This is a genomic window from Myxococcus sp. XM-1-1-1 (assembly GCF_020037095.1).
Classification (GTDB): Bacteria; Myxococcota; Myxococcia; order Myxococcales; family Myxococcaceae; genus Myxococcus; species Myxococcus fulvus.
Genome location: NZ_JAIQDH010000036.1, coordinates 1 through 21,106, shown reverse-complemented (window position 1 = coordinate 21,106; position 21,106 = coordinate 1). Strand labels below are relative to the sequence as shown.

18 protein-coding genes are annotated in these 21,106 nt (G+C 70.4%); 7 read left to right on the top strand and 11 right to left on the bottom strand.

Going from position 1 to position 21,106, the window contains the following annotated elements; translation table 11 throughout:
- Nucleotides 1–58 precede the first annotated feature (58 nt).
- On the top strand, nt 59–613 hold the full coding sequence (locus K8640_RS39810; RefSeq protein ID WP_223751845.1) for a DUF2378 family protein: 555 nt from the start codon (nt 59–61) through the stop codon (nt 611–613).
- A gap of 84 nt (nt 614–697) precedes the next feature.
- Here the strand turns inward: K8640_RS39810 and K8640_RS39805 are convergent, their stop codons facing one another.
- Nucleotides 698–2,908: a (Fe-S)-binding protein gene (locus K8640_RS39805; protein WP_223751844.1), complete on the bottom strand. Its 2,211-nt coding sequence runs from the start codon at nt 2,906–2,908 to the stop codon at nt 698–700.
- 574 nt (nt 2,909–3,482) lie between these two features.
- Between K8640_RS39805 and K8640_RS39800 the strand changes: the two genes are divergently transcribed.
- The 5 genes from K8640_RS39800 to K8640_RS39780 all read left to right on the top strand — a co-directional run bounded on the left by K8640_RS39800 (nt 3,483) and on the right by K8640_RS39780 (nt 10,757).
- Entirely contained in the window at nt 3,483–3,647 is a 165-nt protein-coding gene (locus K8640_RS39800) for a hypothetical protein (RefSeq protein WP_170300443.1), read from the top strand.
- A 321-nt stretch (nt 3,648–3,968) separates the two neighbouring features.
- Nucleotides 3,969–5,222, top strand: coding sequence for a VWA domain-containing protein (locus K8640_RS39795; protein WP_141331093.1), 1,254 nt, complete (start codon nt 3,969–3,971; stop codon nt 5,220–5,222).
- Nucleotides 5,223–5,405: 183 nt separating this feature from the next.
- Nucleotides 5,406–7,709, top strand: a complete 2,304-nt coding sequence (locus K8640_RS39790) for a protein-disulfide reductase DsbD (protein WP_223751843.1) — start codon at nt 5,406–5,408, stop codon at nt 7,707–7,709.
- Between the two features lie 55 nt (nt 7,710–7,764).
- The gene (locus K8640_RS39785) at nt 7,765–8,346 is read left to right on the top strand and encodes a thioredoxin family protein (protein ID WP_223751842.1); all 582 of its coding nucleotides are present in this window, start codon (nt 7,765–7,767) and stop codon (nt 8,344–8,346) included.
- 134 nt (nt 8,347–8,480) lie between these two features.
- The gene (locus tag K8640_RS39780; RefSeq protein WP_223751841.1) at nt 8,481–10,757 is read left to right on the top strand and encodes a zinc-dependent metalloprotease; all 2,277 of its coding nucleotides are present in this window, start codon (nt 8,481–8,483) and stop codon (nt 10,755–10,757) included.
- Here the strand turns inward: K8640_RS39780 and K8640_RS39775 are convergent.
- Nucleotides 10,745–12,160, bottom strand: a complete 1,416-nt coding sequence (locus K8640_RS39775) for an MFS transporter (RefSeq protein ID WP_223751840.1) — start codon at nt 12,158–12,160, stop codon at nt 10,745–10,747. The genes K8640_RS39780 and K8640_RS39775 overlap by 13 nt on opposite strands.
- Before the next feature lie 149 nt (nt 12,161–12,309).
- Between K8640_RS39775 and K8640_RS39770 the strand changes: the two genes are divergently transcribed.
- Entirely contained in the window at nt 12,310–12,603 is a 294-nt protein-coding gene (locus tag K8640_RS39770) for a UBP-type zinc finger domain-containing protein (protein ID WP_046710489.1), read from the top strand.
- Here K8640_RS39770 and K8640_RS42760 read toward each other — a convergent pair.
- From K8640_RS42760 to K8640_RS39730, 9 genes are all read right to left on the bottom strand, one after another.
- On the bottom strand, nt 12,600–12,734 hold the full coding sequence (locus K8640_RS42760; RefSeq protein ID WP_255653851.1) for a hypothetical protein: 135 nt from the start codon (nt 12,732–12,734) through the stop codon (nt 12,600–12,602). The two genes, K8640_RS39770 and K8640_RS42760, sit on opposite strands and share 4 nt — an antisense overlap.
- The gene (locus tag K8640_RS39765) at nt 12,731–13,171 is read right to left on the bottom strand and encodes a type II secretion system protein GspG (RefSeq protein WP_223751839.1); all 441 of its coding nucleotides are present in this window, start codon (nt 13,169–13,171) and stop codon (nt 12,731–12,733) included. Before K8640_RS39765 ends, K8640_RS42760 begins: the two co-directional genes overlap by 4 nt.
- A gap of 160 nt (nt 13,172–13,331) precedes the next feature.
- Nucleotides 13,332–14,246 (bottom strand): S1C family serine protease, encoded by a 915-nt coding sequence (locus K8640_RS39760; RefSeq protein ID WP_223751838.1) that lies wholly within the window; start codon nt 14,244–14,246, stop codon nt 13,332–13,334.
- Nucleotides 14,247–14,262: 16 nt separating this feature from the next.
- Complete coding sequence (locus tag K8640_RS39755) at nt 14,263–15,159, bottom strand: S1C family serine protease (protein ID WP_223751837.1); 897 nt, start codon at nt 15,157–15,159, stop codon at nt 14,263–14,265.
- A gap of 132 nt (nt 15,160–15,291) precedes the next feature.
- Complete coding sequence (locus K8640_RS39750; RefSeq protein WP_223751836.1) at nt 15,292–15,954, bottom strand: hypothetical protein; 663 nt, start codon at nt 15,952–15,954, stop codon at nt 15,292–15,294.
- Nucleotides 15,955–16,019: 65 nt separating this feature from the next.
- Nucleotides 16,020–17,447, bottom strand: a complete 1,428-nt coding sequence (locus tag K8640_RS39745) for a tetratricopeptide repeat protein (RefSeq protein WP_223751835.1) — start codon at nt 17,445–17,447, stop codon at nt 16,020–16,022.
- Nucleotides 17,448–17,638: 191 nt separating this feature from the next.
- Nucleotides 17,639–18,415, bottom strand: coding sequence for an ROK family protein (locus K8640_RS39740; RefSeq protein WP_223751834.1), 777 nt, complete (start codon nt 18,413–18,415; stop codon nt 17,639–17,641).
- Between the two features lie 77 nt (nt 18,416–18,492).
- Entirely contained in the window at nt 18,493–19,686 is a 1,194-nt protein-coding gene (locus tag K8640_RS39735) for a glycosyltransferase (RefSeq protein ID WP_223751833.1), read from the bottom strand.
- On the bottom strand, nt 19,671–21,077 hold the full coding sequence (locus tag K8640_RS39730) for an asparagine synthase C-terminal domain-containing protein (RefSeq protein ID WP_223751888.1): 1,407 nt from the start codon (nt 21,075–21,077) through the stop codon (nt 19,671–19,673). Before K8640_RS39730 ends, K8640_RS39735 begins: the two co-directional genes overlap by 16 nt.
- Between the last annotated feature and the right edge of the window lie 29 nt (nt 21,078–21,106).

The following is a 21,106-nucleotide window of genomic DNA, read 5'->3' as shown; positions in this document are numbered from 1 at the left end:
GGTGGTCTGGAAGTGTGAAGCGAGACCCCGCGCGTCGGGTCCTCTATGGAGCGGCCACATGGAGACCCCTGAACCGAAGCTCGTCCAGGGCGGGACGGTCCACGGACTGTTCCAGATTGCGCTGAAGGACCGCCTCTCCGCCGACGGCTGGGAGGCGCTTCGCGAGGCGGGCCTGGACCTGTCCAAGCCCCTGCTGCCCACCTATCCGCTGTCGCAGTGGCTGCGCTGGCAGCGCATCGTGCTCGCGGATGTGTGGCCGGACCTCCCGGAGGACGAGGCGTGGCGCCAGCTGGGCCACACCGTGATGCAGGGGCTGTTGGGCACGGTGTTGGGGCGGATGCTCGGCGTGGGGGTGCGCGCGCTGGGGCCCCAGTTCGTGCTGTTCCAGCTCAACCGCGGCTTTCGCGGCGCGGACAACTACGTGACGTCCCAGGTGAAGGCGAGCGCACCGGGGCGCGTGGAGCTGTGGCTCAGCGACATCAACGAGCGGCCCACCTACTACGCGGGCGTGCTGGAGTCGGTGCTCACGCTCTCCGGCGCGCGAAGTCCCCGCGTCGCCATCCTCCACCGCGAGGGCCCCTCCTGCACGTACCTGCTGGAGTGGGAGCCCTGAGCCGTCCGTGGGGCGCTTGAAACGACGAAGGCCCGGGGCTCCTTGAAGGAAGCCTCCGGGCCCTCGCTCGAAGCGCTGGCCGAGCTACTCCGGCTTGGCGCTCAGCGTGGCGCCAGGGGTGACACCGCCGGCCGGGCCACCGCGCGTCTCCATGGCGTCGGCGACCAGCTCGGTGATGTCCTTGACCTTGATGTTCTCCTCGCGGCCGGTGTCGTTGACCGCGTCGCCGAGCATGGTGGAGCAGAAGGGACACGCGACGGCGACGATGCCCGTGCCGCCCTTCTCCTTGTAGTCACCCACCTGGCCGGGCTTCTTCTTGTCCGCGGCGTCCGGGAACGGCGTCGTGGGGTCCTCCGCGTGCTTGAGCGTCAGCGCCGCCTCGTTCAACCGGTTGTGGTTGATGCGCGTGCCGATGTGCTCCTCCATCCACATGCGGCCGCCACCGGCGCCGCAGCAGAAGCCCTCGCGCTTGCTGCGCTGCATCTCCACCACTTCCAGGCCGGGGATGGCCTTGAGCACTTCGCGGGGCGCGTCGTACACGCCGTTGTGCCGGCCCAGGTAGCAGGGGTCGTGGTAGGTGAGCTTCGTGTTCATCACCGCGGAGAGCTTGATGCGCTTCTCACGCAACAGCTCGTTGATGAGCTCCGTGTGGTTGATGACGCGGTACTCGCCGCCGAACTCCGGGTACTCGTTCTTGATGGTGTTGAAGCAGTGCGGGCACTGGGTGATGACCGCCTTGACGCCCATCGAGTTCCACGACTCGACGTTCGTCTTCGCCATCGTCTGGTACAGGTACTCGTTGCCCATGCGGCGCGCGGAGTCGCCGTTGCACATCTCCTGCTTGGACAGCGTGGCGAAGCTCACGCCCGCCTCCCGCATGATTTTGACCAGCGAGCGGCTGACCTTCTTCTGCTTGTCGTCGTAGCTGCCCGCGCAGCCCACGAAGAACAGGTACTCGTACGGGCCGCCGTCGTCACCCCACGTGGGCAGCGCCAAATCCTCGGCCCACTCGTCGCGCCGGTCCTGGCCCAGGCCCCAGGGGTTGCCCTGGCGCTCGATGCCCTCGAACACGCGCTGGATTTCGGGCGGGAAGTCCGCCTTCACCTGCACCTGGTAGCGGCGCATGTCGATGAGGCGCGGCACGTTCTCGATGAAGACCGGACACGCCTGCTCGCACCAGCCGCAGCTGGTACAGGCCCACACCGTCTCCGACTTGAGCGCGCTGCCGACGATTTCCGGCAGGGCCTCCTTCACGTGGTTGGGGCCGTAGCCCTCCTCCACCCACTGCTCGTGGTCCCAGAGCCAGTGCTTCAGGTCCTGGTTGACGGCCTTGTGCGTGAGCGGCTTGCCCGTGATGTACGTGGGGCAGTGCGTCTGGCAGCGGCCGCACTCGGTGCAGGAGTACAGGTCCAGGCCCTGCTTCCACGTCAGGTCCGTCACCGTCGCCGCGCCGAACTCCTCCTTCTCGAGGTTGGGCGTGGACAGCTTCCCGGTGGAGTGCGTGCGCTGGAAGAAGACGTTGGGCAGGCCGGTGATGATGTGGAAGTGCTTGCCGATGGGCAGGAAGTTCAGGAACGCCAGGACGATGACCAGGTGGATCCAGAACCCCGCCACGCCCAGCACGTGCGCCGCGGTGGCGCCCAGCGGCATCATCAAGAGGCCCGTCAGGCTGGTGAACGGCTCCCACCACACCAGCGCGGACGGAGAGGCGGGCACCTGGGTGGCGCCCACCGGCACCTGCGCCGCGGCGTTCGCGGCCACCATGTGGCTGCCGCCGAACAGGAACTCGGACACCATCAGCCCGGAGATGAAGCCCAGGATGAGGTACGCCTCCCAGGACTGGGACATGCGGTCCGGCTTCACCTTCCAGCGCGTCCACACGTAGTAGCCGCAGCCCACCAGCGCGAGCGCCGCCACCACGTCCTTCACCAGCAGGTAGACGCGGTAGAGCATCCCCAGCCCGGCGTTCTCCAGCCAGAACGGGTGGCTCAAGTCGGTGAACAGCTCCAGCGCGCCCGTGGAGAAGCCCATCGCGAACATCATCAGGGTGCGCACCTGCAGCACCAGGAACGCCGCGAAGATGAGCACGTGCATCAACCCGGGCGTGAACTCCTCCGGGTCCACCATGCGCCGCTGCCCGAGTCCGAAGAACACGAGCCGCTTGATGCGCAACGGGATGTTGTCGAGCCGCCCCTCCTTCTTCATCGCGAGCAGCACGCCCACGCGACCGGACATGGTCATCACGAAGATGGGGATGGCAATGGCGAGTAAAAGGCCGGTGATGATGGGGCTCATTGGGACTCGGGGGACCTCTCAGGGGATGTTGCGGTAGGCCCGTTGCCGCGATGCGGCAAAACTTGAGTGCCCGTCAACCCTAACAGGGGTGATTCTCGAATCAAGCATCGAGCGGGCGCCGTGTCCGGGACTGAAGCACGGCGCGGTGCCCTGGGCGAGCAAGCTGGCTCGCTACACCGATTTACCAACACCCGCACTCAGCGCTCACCCGCTTGAAAACGGCCGAGTGTTGACAGGTGTGTGCTTCCATCCGGCCAGGGTCGGCCCTACCTTGTACGATGGCTCCCTAGACTGTCCGCCACCGGATTTTGCCCCAACCCGCTGGATTTGTTGGGTTCGTGGCTGGAGGGCAGGCAGGGGAGCAGCGGAGCGAGGCAGGGCCCGAAACTTTGACGTCCCAAGGGCTTTACAACGCGAAGCGACATGGTCACCATGGTTAGTAAATCGGTCAACGAGTCGTAGCCGGGTACCGCATGGGGCGGGCCCACGAGGACCGAAAAGAGGGCGTCCGTGGGGAGGCGAGCCGGAAGGCCGTTCACCCTCGTCGAGCGGAGCGCCCGTGGAGGAGCCGGACATGGTTCACGATGACACCACGTACATGGACGATGAGGGGCTGCCGTATGTGGACCTCGCGGAAGATGGCGAGTGCGAGAGCGTGACGCCCGTGGATGGCTCCGCAGGTGGCCGCAGGTGGGGCTACGCCGAGGAGTCGTGGGGTGGCTGGAACGCGGCGGAGTGACACGCGGCCCCCGCGGCTCGTGGACGCGCGGGGGCATTGCTGAGACGTCGGTCGGCTCGCGCGGTGGCCCCTTGCTGGTGGCTCCCGGGCCGGTGGGATTTCCCGGACAAGACTCGAATCGCGACGGCGTGTGTCGTGCTCCGCGTGGGGTGCGGACGGCCCCTCTTGCGTCCGGGGTGTGACTGCCGACATCCTCGACGGGCTGGCCTCACCCCCGCGAGGCGCCCCCTGAAGGTCCATGAGACTTCCGGCCTTGGCGGGCGCCGTCTGCCTGGGACGGTTCGCGGGCGGGACGGGTCGTGGGCTCGCACGGGAGCGCGGATGAAGCAGACGGCCTTGGCAGTGGAGCGGGACGCGGAGCACGGCCGGGAAGTGCTGCTGCTCGTCACGCTGGAGGCGGACGTCGACGCGCCTCGCGCCCCCGTGGCGGTGAACCTGGTGTTGGATCGCAGCGCCTCCATGCGCGGCATCCCCCTGCTCGCGGCGGTGCAGGCGGCGCAGGCGCTGGTGGAGCGCGCCAGCCCCCGTGACTACCTGGGCCTGCTCACCTTCGACGCGGAGCCGGAGCAGGTGCTGCCCGTGCGCGCGATGGACGCGCCCGCGAAGGCGGCGCTGCTCAAGGCGCTCTCCCGCCTGGAGTCCGGCGAGGGCACCGCGCTGCACGAGGCCGTGGAGCGGGGCGCGGACGCCGTGCGCCGCGTGCTCGTCCCCGGCGCGCGGCCCCAGGTGCTGCTGCTCACCGACGGTGAGCCGTCCGTCGGCGTGTCGAACCTCGCCGAGTTCAAGACGCTGGGCGCCCGCGTCGTCGAGTCCGGCGTCGTCCTCCACGCGCTGGGCCTGGGGCGCCACTACCTGCCCGACATCCTGGAGGCGCTCACCAGTCCGTCCGGCACGGGCTTCGTGCACGTGGACGACCCGGAGGGCCTGCCCGACGCGGTGGGCTCGCTGTCCGCGGAGCTGTTCGGCGAGGTGGGCTCGGACGCGCGCGTGTACGTGCTGCCCTCGGGCTTCCTGGAGCTGCGCTGCCGGCACCGCTATCCCGCGCGGGTGGAGGGGGACGCGATGAGCGCGTCCTTGGGCTCGGTGTCCCAGTCCTTCCCGCGCCGCGTGCTCTTCGCGGGACGTCCGGTGTCCACTGAGTGGAGCCTGGGTGTGACGACGTCCTTCGTGGAGGGCAGCGACACGCGCCGGGGGCCCGTGTCCGTCACGCGCGTGGACACCGACAGCGACCCGGGCCGCTTCGTGCGCGCGGTGTCCGCGGAGCTGGAGCTGGTGGCCGCCGAGGCCGCCGCCTGGAAGTCGCTGGGACGCAAGCAGCAGTCCGCCGCGGAGCAGGCGCTGGAGTCCGCGGACCTGGCCCTCTACAAGCTCGCGCGGCTGGGCGCGCCCGAGGTGCCCCCGCAGCGCCACCTGGAGCGGCTGGCGGACCTGCGCCGCATCGTCGAGCGTCGCGCGGCCCAGCCCCAGGCGCTGGTGATGCGCCGCGCGCACTCGGAGGCGTCCCGCATCACCCTGAGCCGCATCGGTCCGGCGCTGCCCCTGCCCGCCCTGGCGCCCTGGAAGTCGGAGGATTGAGGCTCGGCCGCCTGCCCCTCCCGGGTGGGCCGCCCCCGTGTTGGCGCTGGAATGTGTGCCTCGTTACCTCCCTGGACCACAGCCGGGCGCGGGGAATGTCCGCCCGCCTGGGAGGTTCTGGCACGGACGTGGTCCCCGCGCCGATGCTGGCGGGCCCGTCTCGGCTGGGTTAACGGGAGGCGCATGAAGCACTCGGTGTCCAAGAGGTTCGCCCTGGTGGGCGGTATCGGTCTGTGGCTGACGGCGGCGGTGGCGCACGCGGCGCTGCCTCCGTCCGCGGTGGCCACGGGCGCGCCCGACGAGGGCGACCCGCGCATCGAGGCGGCGCTGCTGGTGGACTCCACCCAGGTGAAGCCGGGCGACACCTTCCGCGTGGGCGTGCGCTTCCGGCTGGACCCGGGCTGGCATGTCTACTGGAAGAACCCGGGCGACTCCGGTCTGGAGACGGACATCGCGTGGGACACGCCCGGCTCCACCGTGGGCGCGCTCCAGTGGCCGTTCCCGAGCACCTTCCGTACCCCCGACGGCTTCATCACCACGCACGGCTACGAGGGGGAGGTGCTCCTGTTCGCGCAGGCGCGCGCCTCCGAGCAGGCCTCGGGCTCGCTCAACCTGTCGGCCGCGGTGAACGCGCTGGTGTGCGAGGTGCACTGCATCCCCGCGGACCTGATGCTCACGCGCTCCATCCCGGTGGGGCCCGCGACGGTGGCGGACACCGAGGCCGCGCCCACGTTCGACGCGGCGAAGGCGCAGGTCCCCCGCCCGACGAAGGACACGGGGCACAGCGCGGTGCTCGCGCTGGACGCGAAGGAGCTCACCGCGGGCAAGGAGTTCACCGGCACCGTCACGCTGACGGGCGGCGCTGGCGTAGCCGCGACGGAGAAGGACTTCTTCGTCCCCGAGCGCAACCCCGGCGTGGACAAGGTCACCCTCACGCAGACGGCCCCGGGCCGCTATGCGTTGAAGGGCAAGGCGGAGCCGGACGCGCCCGAGGTCGAGCCGCGCCTCAAGGGCGTGCTGCGGCTGGGGACGAAGGCCACGGGCTATCAGGCGCTCGAGGTGGACCTGGCCCTGGCGCCCTTCGTGGCCGCGGCGCCGGGCCTGGCGCCGACGGCGGTGGCGAAGGCGCCCTCCATCAAGGACTCGCTCGCGGCGGTGAAGCCGGTGACGAGCGCCGCGCCGGCCGCGCCCCAGGAGGCGTCCATGGGGCTGGGCATGGCGCTGTTGTTCGCGTTCCTCGGCGGCGCGCTGCTCAACCTGATGCCGTGTGTGTTCCCGGTGCTGGCGCTCAAGGCCTACGGCTTCACGCGCATGGTGCGCCAGGAGCAGGGCCGGGTGGGCGCGCACGCGGCGGCGTACGCGGGCGGAATCATCGCCAGCATGCTGGTGCTCGCGGGCGCGGTGCTGGCGGTGCGCGCGGGCGGCGCGGGCGTGGGCTGGGGCTTCCAGTTCCAGGAGCCGCTCTTCGTCGCGGCGGTGAGCGCGGTGCTGGTGGCGTTCGCGCTCAACCTCTTCGGAGTCTTCAACGTGGGCCTGGACGGCACGGCGCTCGCGGGCAAGGTGGACCGGAGCCACGGGCTGATGCACAGCGCGGGCGAGGGTGTGCTCGCGGTGGTGCTGGCCACGCCCTGCTCGGCGCCGCTGCTGGGCACGGCGGTGGGCTTCGCCTTCGCGGCGGGGCCGCTGACGGTGCTCGCGGTGTTCACCGCGCTGGGCCTGGGGCTCGCGCTGCCGTTCTGCCTGCTGGTGCTGGTGCCGGGGCTCGCGCAGAAGCTGCCGAAGCCGGGCGCGTGGATGGAGCGCTTCAAGCAGGTGCTGGGCTTCGCGCTGCTGGGCACCACGGTGTGGCTGGTGTGGGTGATGGGCGGGCTGGCTGGTGTGGACGGCATGGCGCGGCTGCTCGCGTTCCTCGTGGCGGTGGGCCTGGGCACGTGGGTGTATGGCCAGTCGCAGCTGCAGGAGGGCGGCAAGCGCTGGGCGTCGCTGGGCATCGCGGCGGTGGTGCTGGTGGGCTCGGGCGTGGCGGCGCTGCGCTTCGACGAGGCGGCGGCTCCGGCGGCGAAGGCGTCCTCCACCGTGGCGATGGCGCAGCCGTGGAGCGATGAGGCGGTGGCCTCCGCACTGGCGGCGGGGCAGCCGGTGTTCATCGACTTCACCGCGGACTGGTGTCTCACCTGCAAGTTCAACGAGCGCACGGTGCTGTCGCGCGAGGAGGTCCGCGCCGCGTTCACCGAGCACCAGGTGGCCTTCTTCGTGGCGGACTGGACGCGGCGCGACGCGCGAATCACGGCGCGGCTGGCGGACCATGGGCGCGCCGGTGTCCCCATGTACCTGGTGCTGAGCCCGAGCGCGCCGGACAAGCCGGAGGTGCTGCCGGAGCTGCTCACGGTGGACTCGGTGGTGGACTCGGTGAAGCGCGCGTCGGCGTGCTCGCCGCGTCCGGACGGCTCGAAGGTGTTGTGCGCCGCGCAGCTCCCGCGGCCTTGAGGCATCCGAAGTCATCCGCAGTCATGTGATGCAGTCCCCAACCTGGAGGAACGCCATGAAGCAGGTCTTCACCGCGCTCGCGCTCGGCTCGCTGTTCGTGGGCATGCCCGCCCTCGCGGATGCCGAGGTCGGCAAGCCCGCTCCCGCCTTCACGCTGAAGGACGAGGCCGGCAAGGAGCACTCGCTGTCGAAGTACAAGGGCAAGGTGGTGGTGCTGGAGTGGACCAACCCCGAGTGCCCCTTCGTGAAGCGCCACTACGAGGCGGACACGATGACCAAGACGCTCAAGGGCTTCGACGCCCAGAAGGTCGTGTGGCTGGCGGTGGACTCCACGGCGCACAACACGCCGGAGAAGTCCGCGGCCTGGAAGAAGACGGAGGGCTTCGCCTACCCGGTGCTCCAGGACGCGAGCGGCGCCACGGGCAAGGCGTACGGCGCCAAGACAACGCCGCACATGTACATCATCGACACCGAGGGCGTGGTCCGCTACGCGGGCGCCATCGATGATGACCCGCGCGGCAAGAACGACAAGAAGGTCAACCACGTGCAGACCGCCGTGGACGCGGTGCTCAATGGCAAGCCCGTGCCCGCGGCCACCACTACGCCCTACGGCTGCTCGGTGAAGTACAAGAGCTGAAGACGCTGGCCACCTGTGGTCCCCAGGGTCCTCTTCCCTTCGCGGGAGGAGGACCTTCGTTTTTTCTGGGCCATGCCGTCGATGTCCCCTGCAAGCGGACTCGCGCGTCTCTTCCGTCCGGAGGGAGCGAACCCATGGTGAGACGCGGACGCCTGCCGAAGCGATGCCTCGTGGCGGTGATGTTCATCCTGTGCGGGGTGCCAGGCTCGGGATGTTCAGAGCCCCCGGAGACCGTGCGGGTGGCGGAGCCTCCGGAGTCGGACGTGGTGCTGGAGGGCGACGTGGTGGAGGTGCCCCGAGGCGCGCTGTCCGAGGCGCAGTCGAAGCTGCGCGGCGAGGTCGATGGCGTGGTGGGGAATGGCGAGCGGACGTTCTACCTGGCCATCCGCCGCAGCGAGCTGTCCCAGCGCTGGTTCTGGTCGGGGATGCTGAGACACTTCTTCCCGGACGGCGCCTACTGGGGCGTTCCCCACAACCTGCGGACGTACGTGGTGACGATGCGGGAGAAGAACGGGCGGCTGTTCTTCATGAATGCCAAGGACGGCCTGCTGTTCGGGGGCAACGAGAAGCTCGACTTCCCGTTGGAGTCGTATCCCATCGTCACGGACCATGCGCCGTTCAACCGGCTGTCGGGCTCGGAGCAGTACGTGCTCATCGACCCGGCGGCGGGAGGCGACAGCATCGGCATCGTCGGAGACCGGTGGTTCGGGGGCGCGACGTTCCGGATGGAGATGAGCTTCGCCCAGCGCTTCCGACGGGCATCGGACGGCGGCGCGATGTTCGAGCAGGTCTTCCTCGGGCACCTGTCCATCCCCGAGGACCGGACCGCGTACCTCGAGTACAACGACACGCGTTGGGTGGGGACGCTGTCGCTCGCGCTGCGCAAGTACCGTGAGGGGCCCGGCTACACGCGGACGCCTCCGCCGGAGCTCCCGTACTACTTCCTCAACTCGGGGCGACTGCTGCCCGCCTCGGGCGAGGTGGAGCAGGAGGCCCTCAAGTGGAACATCCACCCCGGGATGAAGCCCATCCGCTGGTACATGACGCCCAACCTGCTGGAGCTGAAGAAGGACCCACGCTACCGCGACCTGGACCTGGTGGGCGCGCTGAAGCGGGGCATCGAGGCGTGGAACGAGGTGTTCGGCTTCCCCGTCTTCGAGGCGGTCCTGGCGGACGCGTCCGTGGACTTCGGCGAGGACGACAAGAACTTCGCCATCTTCCACCCCGTCCTCGAGCCGGCCGGGGCCTGGGCCGACGTCGCGCCCAATCCGAACACGGGCGAGCTTCGCCGGGCGCACTTCGTGTTCAACGCGGGCCTGTTCCGTGACGCCGACCTCTTCTTCTCGGATGACCCGGCGCTCCTCTCCTCCAACACGCCCGTGGAGCGTCCGCCTCGTCCCAGGCTGTCCTGGGGAGGGGAGGCGCAGGAGCGCCTCTGTGAGCTCGATACGTCCCGGATGGGAGCGCACGGCTCGCTCGCCGCGCTGACGGACCCGGACCGCGCCGCGCTGGCCTCGATGACGAAGAAGGAGAAGATGGAGCGCCACTTCACGCACATCGTGGTGCATGAGGTGGGGCACACGCTGGGGCTGCGGCACAACCTCAACGGCTCGCGGACGTACGACGGGACGCCGGCCACGCCTCGCTCGAGCTCGGTCATGGACCACCTGCACGAGCTCGACACCATTCACATGGTGAAGCCCGGCTCGTTCGACGTGGCGGCCGTGCGCTACCTGCATGGGTTGTCCTCGGCGCTGCCCACGGACCTGTTCTGCACGTCGGGGCCGAGGGGCCGCGCCCTCGCGGAGCCGGCGTGCGCGAGCCTGGACCGCTTCGACGACCCGCTGACGCGCTACCACACGCCGGTGATGCGCGAGCTGATGGCGGACGTGCTCGCGGGCACGCCCCAATCATTCCCGTTCATCATCTCCCGCCAGACGGTCGAGGACTACGTGCGGGGAGGCACGGCGCAGGAGCAGGTCCGGGGCTATGACCTCCTCATGGAGCAGGTCCGGCCGCCGCTCCAGGTGCCCTCCGGGCAGGGCGCCGCGTATGTGGCGCGAGCCAATGCGATGGCCCTGCGCATCCTGAGGGACCTCTACCTCCTGGAGCTGGACCCCTACTACTCGCCGTTCCCGAACCCGCCGCCCAGCACGCCCGCCTATACCGAGGCCCTGTTCTCGGATGTGCGTGGCATCCTCCTCGACGTCGATGGGCACAGGCCCTTCTCGCTGCGCCGGGAGATGGTGGCGGTGCTCAAGGCGCACCAGACGCTCGCGGCCTATGGGCTGCTGCTGGAGCTGCACGCCGAGCTGACCGCACGGCTGCCGACGCTCAGCGGTGAGGCGCGATGGGGGACGCTGGAGCTGTTGGGGCGCATCGAGGCTGCGAACTCGCCTTACTTCCGCTGAGGTGGCTCCACCCGGCCCACGTCACGAGGCAACATGAGCAGGGAGCACAGCGCTCCCGCTCCACACAGGCCCGCGGAGACCCAGAGCGCCTCGCGTGTTCCCTGGAGGAACGCGTCCCCTGTCTTGCTCGCGAGCCCACCGAGCAACGGCAACAGCGCCACCGCGAGCAGGCCCGCGATGCGCGCCACCGCGTTGTTCACGCCCGAGGCGATGCCCGCGTGTCGGTCCTCCACCGCGCCGAGCACCACCGCCGTCAGGGGCCCCACGGTGAGGCTCAATCCCAGGCCCAGCACGAGGACCCCTGGCAGCACCGTATCCACGTAGCCACCGCCACGGTGCAGCCGCGTGAGCAGCGCCATGCCGAGGCCCGCGAGCAGCGGCCCCGCCGTCATCAACGGACGCGCGCCGATGCGTCCCGCGAGCCTTCCCACCAGCGGAGACAGCGTGAGCAACAGCACGGTGATGGGCAGCAGGGATGCGCCCGCGGCGAGCGCCGAGTAGCCCAGTTGTTGCTGCAGCGCGAGGATGAGCAGGAAGCTCACGCCGCCCAGCGCGAAGTACACCGCGAGCGTGGTGAGGTTGGCGCCGGAGAACGTCCGCGAGCGGAACAGCCCGAGTGGGAGCATCGGATGTCTCGCGCGTGCCTCGATGACGAGGAACGCGGCCAGGAGCGCCACGCCAGCCACGGCGGCGAGCACGGGCGCGAGGGACCAGCCTCGCGAGGGACCTTCGATGAGCGCGTAGATGACGCCGCCCAGTCCGAGCGCGGCGGTGATGGAGCCGGCGAGGTCCAGTCTTCGGGTGTCTCGCGTGGGCCGGTCATCCGGCACGTAGCGGAGGGCCGCCCAGACGGCGAGCACGGCGATGGGGATGTTGAGGAAGAACACCCAGCGCCAGGACGCGGCATCCACCAACCAGCCACCGAGCAGCGGACCCAGGGCCGTGGTGACACCCGAGAGCCCCGCCCACGCGGCCACCGCGCGCTGTCGGTCCGCCTCGGGAAAGGAGGTGCGCAGAAGCGCGAGGCTCGCGGGCACCAACAGCGCCGCGCCCAGGCCCTGCGCCGCGCGGAAGAGGGCGAGCATCCAGGCGTTGGGGGCCAGGCCGCACAGGACGGATGTGAGCGTGAAGGCCATGAGGCCGAGCACGAAGACGCGCCGCTGTCCCCACGCGTCACCGAGCGCGCCGCCCGTGAGCACGAGCGAGCCGAGCGTGAGCAGGTAGGCATCCACGGCCCACTGGAGGCCCGCGAGGCCCGTGTTCAGCTCGCGTCCGAGCGCGGGCAGCGCGACATTGACCGCCGTGGAGTCGAGGAAGGCCATGCCACTGCCGAGCACGCTGGCCAGCAGCACCCCGCGCCCGCGCGGACTGGCGTAGGCCACGGACGTGGTGTCGGAAGGCATACGCTTCAGCGTGGGACGTGCATCGTCATCGTGCCACGGCGGGCTTCGAGGAGCCGTGAGCCTGGCTGCCCGGATGCCCAGCACATGGTGGAGCGAAGGCCCCGTGCACACCCTGTCCGCGGACAACGTGTTTCGAATGGAGACGAGCGATGGCGACCGAGTGCAAGCACATCGAGCAGGCGGGCAACCCCGAGCCGCGGACCAACGGCTGCGAGGAGTGCCTGAAGATGAATGCCCAGTGGGTCCACCTCCGCCGCTGCCTGGAGTGCGGGCACGTGGGGTGCTGCGACTCGTCGCCGAACAAGCACGCGACGAAGCACTTCCATCAGACGAAGCACCCGGTGGTGCAGTCGTTCGAGCCGGGTGAGACGTGGGTGTGGTGCTTCGAGGACCGGCTCTTCCTGGACGACAGGCCCGAGCAGGAAGAGGGCTCTCGCGTCTAGGGCGTGTCGCGGTCCTCGCGGAAGAGGCTGGCGAAGCAGCCCACCAGCAGCATCGCCAGCAGCAGCGCCGCCAGGACGCCCGAGAGGTGGAGCCAGAGGCCGGTGATGAGCTGATGCGGAGAGGGGCTCATGGTGTCGGCCCGCCTTCGGGGGCTGTCGCCACGGGGAAGGTCAGCTCGATGTCCGCGTCGCCGCCGTCGCCGCCGAGGTCTCCATCGGCGCCGAGGCTGCGCAGCCGCACCTGTCCGTCGCGCACCGTGTACTCGTAGGCGTTGTGCCACGGGTCCATCGGCAGGGCCTGGAGCGACTGGTGCTCGACGAGCAGCCTGAGCCCTTCGGTCTCCGTGGGCAGTCGACGGTGCTGCTCCTGGTGGATGAGGAGTGCCCCCTGGATGGCGCTCAGGTCGATGGCCGCACGGTCGCGCCGTGAGGCCTCGGCGCAGACCTCCGATGCGACCACGAGCATCGCGAACAACACCAGCACGCCGAGCCCCGCGACCCATAGCAGCGCGAGGCCCGCCTGGCGGAGTGCTCGTGACAACGGGCGACGAGGGATGGATTCGGTCATCGCCGCCCGCGTTTCAAGCCACGTGCCGAGGTGGCCCTCCCCTCGCTCCGACCGACTCGCGTCCTTCGGTGTCTGTCATCCCGTCAAGGCCACGGGTCCGCACCGGCCGGAATGACAGCCGTGGCTCCGAGGCGCACAGGGCCCCGGAGCCACACTGTGCTCACGCGGCCACCGGCTCGATGCGTGGACGCGTGCGCGCCGCGACCGTCCTTCGCCGTCCCTTGCGCAGCACGTCCAGTGAGACTTCGTCATCGGTCGCCAGGGCCATCAGTCGCTGGAGGTCGTCCACGCTGCTCACCGGTCGTCGGTTGATGGCGAGCAGCAGGTCCTCCGGCTGGAGCCCCGCGTCATCCGCCGGTGTTCCACCCTGCACCTTGATGACACGCACGGCCCGGGGCTGCCCCAGGTCTCTCACGTGCTCCGCGCCTAGGTTCACCGCCGCCGCCGCGATGCCCAGGAAGCGCCGCTCCACCTTGCCACGCTGGATGAGCAGACTGGCCACCCACGCCGCCGTGGTGGCGCTCACCGCGAAGCCGATGCCCTGTGCGTACGGCAGCACCAGCGTGTTGAGCCCGACCACCTCGCCCCGCGTGTTGATGAGCGGCCCGCCGGAGTTGCCCGGGTTGATGGCCGCGTCCGTCTGGAGCATGCCCTCCAGGATGACGCCGTCCGGCAGGGTGACGCTCCGGTTCACCGCGCTCACCACGCCGAGCGCCACCGACTGCTCCAACCGGAACGGATTTCCGATGGCCATCACCAGCTGGCCCACGCGCACCGTCTCCGGCGCGGCGAGCGGCAGTGTCGGGAAGTCCGTCCCCTCCGCTCGCACCACCGCCAGGTCCGTGGGCGCGTCGCCTCCCACCAGCGAGCCGCGCAGCTCCTCTCCGTTCGACAACTGCACCGTCAGCTTCCGCGAGCCGCGCATGACGACGTGGCGGTTGGTGAGCACGTAGCCATCCGGCGTGAGGAAGAGCCCCGTGCCATGGCCCCGCGCGTGCTCCACGCCCACCACCGCGGGCGAGGCGCGCGCGACGAGCGTCTCCAGGTCGTCCGAGAACTGTTGCAGGAGTTTCATCGTGTGCTCCTCGTCCTCACGAGCGCCGGCCCAGGGTGATGGGCACTTCCTTCACCTCGCCGGCTCGCAGCACGCGCGCCTGGATGGTGGTGTCCGTCTTCGCGTCGCCCAGATAGCCGAGCAGGTCCTCCACGCGGTGCAGTGACTGTCCATCCAGGCTCACCAGCACGTCGCCAATCAGCAGCCCGGCCTTCTGCGCGGGGCCCTCAGGGTCCACGGAGAGGAAGATGAGCCCTGCCTCCGTTCCGGCCGCCGCCCACTGGTGCTGCGGCAGCTTCACGGGATACGCGCCCACGCCCAGGTAGCTCCGGCGGATGCCGCCGTGCTCTCGCAGCGACGACGTCACCCGCGTCAGTGTCTCGTGCGGGATGACCACCGCGGACGTGCGAGAGAAGGCCGCGGAGAGCACTCCGATGAACTGTCCCGTCGCATCCACCAGCGCGCCCCCGGAGAAGCCGGGAGGCAGGTCCGCGTCCGTCTCGAGGTAGCGGTCCACGCGTCCGCCCGCGTGCGTGCGCCAGCCCTCGCCGTGCGCGCTCACCATGCCGAGCGTGGCCCTCGCCGTGCGCCCCGGCCGCGCCACGGTGACGACGAGGTGCCCCACCTTCACGCCGTCCAGCGGCGTGGGGGTGAGCGGATTGAGTCCGGTGGCGTCGACCTTCAGCAGCGCGACGTCGGTGCTGGCGTCCCGGCCGATGAGCTCGGCGGGGAGGGTGCGCCCGTCGCCCAGGCCGACCTGGAGGTGGCTGCCGTGCTCGGCGACCTGGCTGGTGGTGAGGATGAGCCCGTCGGCGCTCCAGACGATGCCGGTGGCGCAGCGACGACGGCGGGCGTCCACGCGGACGACGCTCCGCGCGGTGCGCTCCACCACGGAGGCGAGGGATTGGGAGAGGGAGGAGAGGTCGGTGGACATGGCGTGTTCCTTTCGAGGCGGAAGGTAAAAGCCTCGAAGGCGCGCCACATCGGCGGACCGGGCAGGGAGGGGACCTGCCTGTTCGGGGAGGTCACCCCTCCTTTCGGAGGAGTGAGACCCGGCGCCCTCACCTCAGGGAGAGGGCGCCGACACCGTCAGCCATCCGGAGTTCGTCTTCGCGGAGATCGGCGCGGGGACGCCGATGTGGATGGGCTCGAACTCCTCTTCGCCGGGGGTGAGCATGGGGGGCAGGTTCACCACGCCGCTGGTGGGGCTGACCACGTGGAGCGGGTACGTCAACCCACGAAAGGTGACCACGCTGTTCCTCACGAAGTTCTTTCCGTAGAGGAGGACGGTGATGGGCTCGGACGAGCCCGCGGGGACGCTTTGGGGCTCCACGGTGGTCAGCTCGGGGGCGGGGATGTTGAACCCGAGCCGCGGGGACCTGGCGCCATGCGGGTACTGGGGCGAGGCGGTCAGCGCTTCGAGATAGAGGCCCTCGCGCTCCTCGAGGAAGGAGGGAGGGAGGGTCGCCCGCAGCTCGGTGCTGCTCGTCACCTGGGTGGCGAGTGTCCGACGCGTCATCACCAGGAGGCTGCCCGTGCTGAAGTCCTCGCCACGCACGCGAACGGTGAGGGTGCCGTCCTCATGGTCCGTCACCGCGATTTCTTCCAGGGTGATGGGCGGGAGGGTCTCCTCCTTCGGAGCCGCCCCCGCGTCCGGAGGAGCGCTCTGGAGGCCCGTGCCGCAAGCACAGAGCAGCCCGGTGAGTGTCGCCATCGTTCCCAGCCGCATCCGTGCTCCCTTCACAGCCCGCGTCACGGCATCACCCCGGAGCCGTGCTTCTTGCGCAACGGCGCTCAGGGCGTCTCGGCCGACGGTGCCCGGGCGAGCTGCTCGAGCTGGAAGTCCGCCACGTCGTACGTGGGATGGTGGAAGGCGTGCGTGGCCAGGGCGGCCTCGAAGTGCTGTCGGGCCAGCGTGGGGTCGACGACGCCTGCCTTGCCTGGGAGCCGACCCGCGAGCGCGGCCTCGCCCAGGTAGTAGTGGAGCTGGATGCGACGCAGGCGTACGCCGTGGTCTGTCGCCTCCTCCGCGTCCGGGTTGGCGCCGAAGGTCGGGGCCTCGCCCGTGAGGTGGCGCGCCAGGGGGAGCGGCCAGTCCTCGCCGGGGTGCGTGGCGGTGAAGGACTTCAGCGCGGAGGCGTCCCGGGTGCCCGGCGCCGTGAGGTGGCGGAGCAGATGGGCCATGGCGTCCTCCGGGTTCCTCTCCACCAACGTGTCGAGCGCCGTGGTCGCGCGTGATGGGCCATCGGGCAATTCAGTGACTGCCGCGACGTAGATGCGGGTGGCGCCGATGGACGTGCCCTCGCGGGCGAGCGGCTCCAGGGTGTCCGCCGCGTCCTTCGCGCGGCCCAGGGCGAGCAGGGCGCGGCCGAGCAGCAGGCGGGACTCGAGGTCTCTCGGCATGCGCTCGACGATGGGCGCGAGCAGGTCCACCACCGGCTGGGGCTTGCCTTGCAGCAACAGTCCCCGGGCGAGCCCGACGCTGTAGAAGGCTTCCTTGATGTCGGAGCTCGGCGTGGCCGCGTGGTCCTCGCGCCAGGCGAGGACGCTGTCGAGCGCGGCCCGGTAGCCCTTCTCCGTCAGCGCGCCGTCACGCAGGAGCCGACCCAGCATGCCCCAGCGCCGCTGGATGATGTCCATGTTCCAGTCGACCCAGTCCTTGGGCTGCTGCACCACGAGCACGCCCAGCACGGCGCGCGTGTTCGCCGGCTGGTCGAGCATCATCATCGGCAGCAGGGTCTCCTGGAGCACCGCCTGCGAGAGGCGCAGGGCGTCCAGTGACAGGGCCTCGGGTCGCTTCGCGTCGCCGGCGGCGTACTCCATGGGCCAGAACGACGAGGGCAGGGACAGCAGTGTCTCGAAGGCGCTCAGCTTCACCGTGAGCTTGCCCGCGTCCACCGTGGCGTCACCCCAGAGCAGCAGGTTCACCTTCGCCTCGCGGGCGAGCCCGGGCGCCTGTTCGAGCGAGGCCGGCACCGCCACGGTGGGGCGCACCACGTCGATGGGCGTGTTCCGGCTCAGCTCGGTCAGCGCGGTGAGGAGTCGTGCTTCCTGGGCTCGGGCCTCCTCGGCTGCCTCGGGGGTGGTGGGGCGCAGGGAGAGGAAGCCGACGACGTAGCGAGGCTCGCCCGGCTTGGACTCGGGGAGGGGCTTGGGCGACGTGGCGCAGGCGGTGACGAGGACCGCCAGCGTGAGGACTCGGAGCGGGGAGGGGAGGTTCATGTCGGGACGCAGGCGGCGGGATGGATGGCGAAGACCGGGGAAGGGCAGCGCCGACGCCTGCTCGGGGACTCATGCGCCGTGCTCGGAGCGCACGGTGTGAGGGACGGTAGCATGATGAGGACCACGGACCGTTCGCGAGGTGCGGGTCGTCCCCGTGGGCCGAGGAACAGCGCGTGGTCGACGGTGATGTGTCAGGCGCGCACGAGCAGCGCGCCTCCCGGACCGAAGCCGAGGGTGAGGCACAGGATGCGACGATGACTCGCGAGACGGGCGTCGCCGCGCGCGGCCTCCGCCGCGAGCTCCGCGTCGTTGAGCACGAGCACCTCTCCGCTTCCTGGCAGTCGCGCCTCCGCCAGGATGTCGGCCACGAGCGTCGCGTGTCCCTCCCAGCCGTAGGTGCAGCCGCCCGGAACGAGTCCCTCATCGAGAGGACACGGGAGCGCGAGGCACAGTGCGTCCAGCGAGGCGTCTGGGGCCAGGGCGCGCAGCGCTCCCGCGAGGAAGCGCACCGCCGCGATGATGTGGTGCCCGTCCTCGGGGCGAGGCATGCCGATGAAGAGCCGAGGCAGCATCGTGGTGTCCCGCTCGAAGACCTGGAGGGTCTGGGGGCTCGCGCACTTGAGGCTCGTCTGGCCCACGTCGAGGCACAGCGCTTCGTGTGCGGAGCCTGAGGACGTCAGCAACCCGAGGCCCGCATGCACGGGTGCGAAGCGCGGGGACGCGGCGAGGACCACGGGACGGCCGAGCTTCGTCGTCGCGGTCGTGAGGGCCTGCTCGAAACCCTGGAGGCACGCGAGTCCGCCACTGAGCCACACCGCGTCCACCTTGTGCTGATGGACCAGGGACTCCAGCGCGCTCGCGAGCGCGGGCATCAGGCGTGTCGCCAGCGCGTGCTCGGGGACTTTGGCGCTCCGGTCCGCCTCGACCCGCGGGGTGCTGAGCAGCTCCCACAGTTCGTGGCCGAGCACCGGGAGGTTCCACACCTCCAGCGGAGTCACTCCGGGGGCGTGATATCGGCGTGGGCGCCAGCCTTGCTTCGGTGCGCTCATGCGACGAGGGCGGCGATGCGCTCGGCGGCTTCCTTCGCGCCGTCGCGCGCCTGGTAGGCCTTGGAGATGGCGGACACCTTCGCGCGCAGGGGCGTCCCCGCATCGAGGAGCTGACGGAGCGCGGCGCGGCACTCCTCCACGCTCAAGGTGTCGGGCGACAGCGCGAGGCCCGCGCCAGACTTCTGGAGGAAGTGGGCCTGGATGGGCTGGTCATTGCAGACAGGCAGCAGCAACAGGGGCACGCCCGCGGTGAGCGCTTCCATCACGGAGTTCGCGCCGCCGTGCGAGACGAAGGCGGAGGCGCGTGGGAGGAGCTGACGTTGAGGTGTGTAGGGCACCGCCACCACGTCACCGGGCAGCGAGCGTGCGAAGTCCGTGTCGGCCAGCTCTCCGGCGCTGAGGACCAGGGTGACGCCGAGGGGCGCGGCGGCCTCGGCGATGGTGCGGAACAACGTGGGCTGCCACGAAATCTGGCTGCCGAAGGACACGTACACCACGGGCCTCGTGCCCAATCGCTCCCAGGGGAAGTCCACCTCGTCGCCTCGGGGCTCGGGTGGAGTCGACGGACCGACCAGCTGTGTGGCTGGGGGCAGGCCCGCGTCGGGTCCCAGGAAGTCCTCGGTGGCGAAGATGATGTTGAGGCGCGGCGAGAGGCACTCGCAGTTGCGGAAGCGCGCGTCGAAGCCGTGCTGGGCGAAGAGCGCGGCGCGCTCGGACGCGAGGGCTCGCACGTTGCGGCGCAGCCCGTAGTCCTCCATGGGTTCGAGCAGGGAGAGCGCGGAGGAGACTCCGGCCCAGGGAATGCCTTCGCGATGCGCGGCGAGCACCGCCGCGTACTGCATTCCATCGAGGGCCATGACGTCCGGACGGAAGGCGCGGACGACCTCGCTCACGGGCTCGAGCAGCGTGGGCACCGCGTCCAGCAGCAGTCCGCGAATCCACTTCCCGAGCGTGGCTTCGTCGCGCACCAGTCGCGCCAGGGCCTCGCCTCCGGTCTCGATGCCAGGGGCTTCGTGCGCGGCGGCGGGAAGGTGGAGCACCTCCACGCCGAGCGTGGAGAGCTGGGGTGACGGCTCGGGGATGCAGAGCCATCCCACGGTGTGTCCCAGGCGGCGCAGCCACTGCGCGACGCCCATCATCGGGTTGATGTGGCCCTTCTCGGGGGAGGTGGCGATCAGGATTCGGGACATGGGCGGAGTCGCACGGCGTGCGCGTGGAGCATGGCGAGGGAGCACAGGCGCATCAACAGGCGGTCCACGACGCTCGCCTCCGGCGCCTCGGGTTCCAAGCGGATGTAGCGCTCCAGGAGCGAGAGCGGAGCCCCCGGGAGGATGACTCCGAGGGGCTCCATGTGCGCGGGGGACAGCCACTCACGATAGAGCTCGAGCCAGCGCGCTCGCACGGGGCTGGAGAGCGCGGTGTGTCCGTAGCGGGGCGTCTTGCGAGCGAGGCGGACTTCATCGGGGACGAGCCCACGGACCGCGTGACGGAAGAGCCACTTGCCCACACCCTCTCGCCGGAGTGAGGACTCGGGGAGCGCGAGCGCCACGTCCGCGCAGCGTGTGTCGAGATAGGGCGTGTGCACGGTGATGCCGTGGGCCCGGGCACCGCGCAGCTCGGGGGGCAACACCAGCTCACGGAGGACCCAGGCCGCGTAACGGACCTCTTCGGAGGCGGAGGTTTCCGTGACGGACCAGGGTGCCGTCCCCAAGTTGTCCACAGTGCCGCGATGCCTCGTTCCCGTGTGTCGACCGTCTTCCTGGGCACGAGCCGGAGGCGGGGAGAACACGCGGGGACTGTCCTTCTGTGATTCGTCGTCGGTTCGGGGGCGGCGATGTTCCTCCACTCCGCCAGGCGGGGCCGCGCCAAGACTGCTCATCTGTGACTTATCCACAGAGGTGCGAACGAGCCGTCGGTCCTCCGCTACGCTGGCCGCACCAGGCGCGGGCGCGCGCGAGTTGCCCGTCCGCAAGTTGTCCACAGAGGGGCGAAGCACCGTTTGAACGAGTCGTCGGTCCTCCTCGATGCGCGCCATGGCCGCCGCGAGCGCGCCGGGGTTGCCCATCAGCACCTCGTCCGCGCCGGCGCCGCTCAGCATCACCGAGGCGCCGTGTCGTCGCGCCTCCGCGTAGAACGCGAAGCTCGCGATGGCTCGGGCGTTGAGGAGGGGGCTCTCAGTGGCGAGGACGGCTTGCTCGAACAACTCGGGCAGCACGGCGTCCGGGATGGGCACGTCCACATGCTCCACGCCCGCGAGCCGAGCCACCGTGCGCGCGTTGCGGCGCTCCGTCTCATCGGCGAAGTGGACGTCCATGCTCCAGGCGCGAACCTGGCCCGGCGCGAGGCGTGCCGCGAGCATGCACAGCACCGCGCTGTCCACGCCGCCGCTCAGGCTGACGTCCCGTGCCCCTTCATCCAGCCTCGCGGAGACGGCATCGGAGCATGCCGAAAGGAGCGTCCCGGCGAGCTCGTCGTCACCGTGAGCAACGGGAGGGGCCGGTCCGTCCTCTTGTTGGTGGGCCGTGCGATGCGCGCGGGCCTGTCCGTCATCCTGCCGGTGGGCCTCGCGATGCGTGGCGATGCGCGCGTGTCCCTCCTCAGGTCGGTGGG